The organism is Pseudomonas agronomica, assembly GCF_025917275.1.
Lineage (GTDB): Bacteria > Pseudomonadota > Gammaproteobacteria > Pseudomonadales > Pseudomonadaceae > Aquipseudomonas > Aquipseudomonas agronomica.
In genome coordinates this window covers 1-2,497 of the sequence record NZ_JAOSHO010000633.1, presented here as the reverse complement: position 1 = coordinate 2,497, position 2,497 = coordinate 1, and the positions used below count along the sequence as shown (strand labels likewise).

The following is a 2,497-nucleotide window of genomic DNA, read 5'->3' as shown; positions in this document are numbered from 1 at the left end:
GTCAGCACAGTCGATCAGTTCGTTGCGCTGCGCATCCAGGATCTGACCTATTTCCCCCAGGGAAAACCCCATGCTTTGCGCGCGCTGGATAAAGTCCAGGTCCTGCAGGGTTTGCGCGGTGTAGACGCGGTAGTTATTCGTTCGCCGCAGCGGTGAGATCAGGCCGATCTGCTCGTAATAACGCAGCGTATGACGGCTGGCGCCGCTGCGGGCCTCGAGTTCGCCGATTCTCATGAAAAACACCGCTTGACTGTAGAGTTGGGTCGATAGATTACGCTCGATTTTTCACCTTAACCAGGAGCAGGGAAATGGGCGTGGAGTGCTTTGTCACGGGGGGTACCGGCTTCATCGGTCAACATTTGGTGGCGTACCTGAGTGCAAAGGGTCACACCGTTCGGGTGTTGATGCGTCGTCCGGAGCGACTGGCTGCACTGCGTGACCAGGTCGACAATTTGGGAGGGAGCGGGGCCCGGGTGTTTGCCGTGGCGGGCGATCTGGAGCGGGACAACCTCGGGCTGAGTCATGCTGACCGAGAAGTGCTGAGGCATGTCCGCGTCATATTTCACCTGGGTGCTCACTTCGCTTGGGGGCTTTCAATGGAAAGCTCTCGCTCGGTGAACGTGGAAGGGGCAAAGCGGGTGGCGCTGTTGGCGGCCGAGCAAAAAAGCCGGTTGGTGATGATCGGCGGCTACATGCTGAAGAATCATGAACATCTGCAGCGCATCGGGATCGATCCTCGTTCTCCGCAGCTGACGAATTGGCCTGCCGTCTACCGGCATGTCGGTGGTTACGAGGGGAGCAAGCTGGAGGCGCATTTTGCGACGCTGGAGGTCATGTCCTCCCTGGGCGGGGAGATCACCGTCGTCCATCCCGCGACGGTGTGTGGCCACAGCCGCACGGGGCATATCGTTGACGGTCAGCCGCTGGTGGAGCTGATACGCAACCTGGTGCAGGGCAAGCTGACCGCAGTGCCCGGCACCGCCGAGCATTGGCTACCCCTGGTTACCGTGGATTACCTGGTTGAACTGGTTGCGGTATGTGCGTTTGATCCTGCCATGGCGGGTCAGGAACTGCTGGCGCTTGATGACCAGAGTCCCAACTTGCGAGCACTCTTGGCAGAGGCCGCAAAACCCCTTGGCATAAAATCGCCCAGGCATCACATTCCGCTGCGATTGCTGAAGTGGCTACTGGGTATTCCTCCCGTTGCGCGCTTTTTGAACAGCAAGCCCGAAGCCTTGGACTTTATCCAGACCACTCGTTTTGACACCGCGGCGCTCGAGCAATTTGCCAACAGGCATGGAATAACCAAGCCGGATATACGCCAGGCTCTGCAGCACACTGCAACGTTCGTCAATTCCTATTGCCTGGCGCAGGACAAGGCCCGCTGAGGATTCATCAACTTGGAAATGCAGAACCATCGTGCTTGAAATCGGCCTGTGCGCCGTCGAGGCGGGGTGGCATGCTATCGAACGATCAATCACCGACAGGGACCGTCCTCAATGCCATCCACTTTCAGCAAAGGCGTCATCTTTGCACTCTCCGCTGCGGCGCTGAACGCAACGATCGGCGTACTCAGCAAAGTCCTCATGAGTAATGGCTTCACCGCCAGCAGCGTCGCTGTCATCAAGACCGTACTGGGTTGTGTGCTGCTCTCGGTCCTGCTGTTTTTCCTCAAGCGCCCGGCGGCGCCAATCAAATGGACCCATGCTGCCATCTGCGCATTCCTTGGCATCTTTGTGCTGTTCCATTTCGAAACGTCCGCCTACCGACACTACGCCGCAGCCGGTGTGGTGGTGATGCTGATGGCCAGCGCTTCCATTTCATCGATCATCCTGGGGCGCATTTTTCTCAAGGATGCGATCACAGCGAACGCTACCGTGGGCGCCGGGCTGGCTATCGCCGGGATCGCGGTGATCTTCGGCGGCGACCTGCAGCAGGGCTTTACCCTGCAAGGGGCTGCGCTCGCCGCCATGGCCGGTTGCGGCTATGGGGCCTTTTCGGTTGCCATGAAGCGGATGGGGGTTTCGGGGGGGCTGCACTTCACTCGGCAATTGTTGTTCTTTGGCAGCCTGTACCTGCTGATGCCGGCGGCGGCCGATGGTTTCGCGATAGGCGAGCTGTCGCCGCTGGCAATCGTCGCACTGCTGGCGCTGGCCACGTTGCCGACCATCCTGGGCTTCTTCTGCACCACCAAGGCCATCGAGTATCTCAAGCCCTCCCAAGTGCAGGCGCTAGAGCTGACCGAACCCCTGTTCGCCGCGCTGCTGGCGTTTGTGGCGCTCAACGAAGTACCGCGCGACAGCCTGTATGCGGGAGCGGCATTGATCATCGTTGGCCTGTGTTTTTCCAATGAGCTCATCCGCTTGGGTAGCAAGGCATCTGTCCCGTCGATTGAGTGAGCTATTTGCGACCGCGGTTAACTATCAGCGTTGACTGGGCTGCCCAAGGCGAAACTGTCCCCGTTTTCCCCGCTTAAAAACGGGTTCGGTAGGAGCTG

General features: G+C 59.3%; 3 protein-coding genes. 2 read left to right on the top strand and 1 reads right to left on the bottom strand.

Annotation, left to right across the window (positions count from 1 at the left end):
- Positions 1–234, bottom strand: a 234-nt coding sequence (locus OC610_RS25505; protein ID WP_264431793.1) for a MerR family transcriptional regulator, incomplete at its 3' end; no start/stop codon positions are given.
- Between the two features lie 74 nt (positions 235–308).
- On the opposite strand from OC610_RS25505, the gene OC610_RS25500 reads away from it, so the two are divergent.
- On the top strand, positions 309–1,388 hold the full coding sequence (locus tag OC610_RS25500; protein WP_264431792.1) for an SDR family oxidoreductase: 1,080 nt from the start codon (positions 309–311) through the stop codon (positions 1,386–1,388).
- Between the two features lie 111 nt (positions 1,389–1,499).
- On the top strand, positions 1,500–2,399 hold the full coding sequence (locus OC610_RS25495) for a DMT family transporter (RefSeq protein WP_264431791.1): 900 nt from the start codon (positions 1,500–1,502) through the stop codon (positions 2,397–2,399).
- Positions 2,400–2,497: the final 98 nt, after the last annotated feature.

Excerpts from the sequence above, each read along its gene's own strand:
- OC610_RS25500 (WP_264431792.1), top strand. The coding sequence starts at position 309 with ATGGGCGTGGAGTGCTTTGTCACGGGGGGTACCGGCTTCATCGGTCAA.
- OC610_RS25495 (WP_264431791.1), top strand. The coding sequence starts at position 1,500 with ATGCCATCCACTTTCAGCAAAGGCGTCATCTTTGCACTCTCCGCTGCG.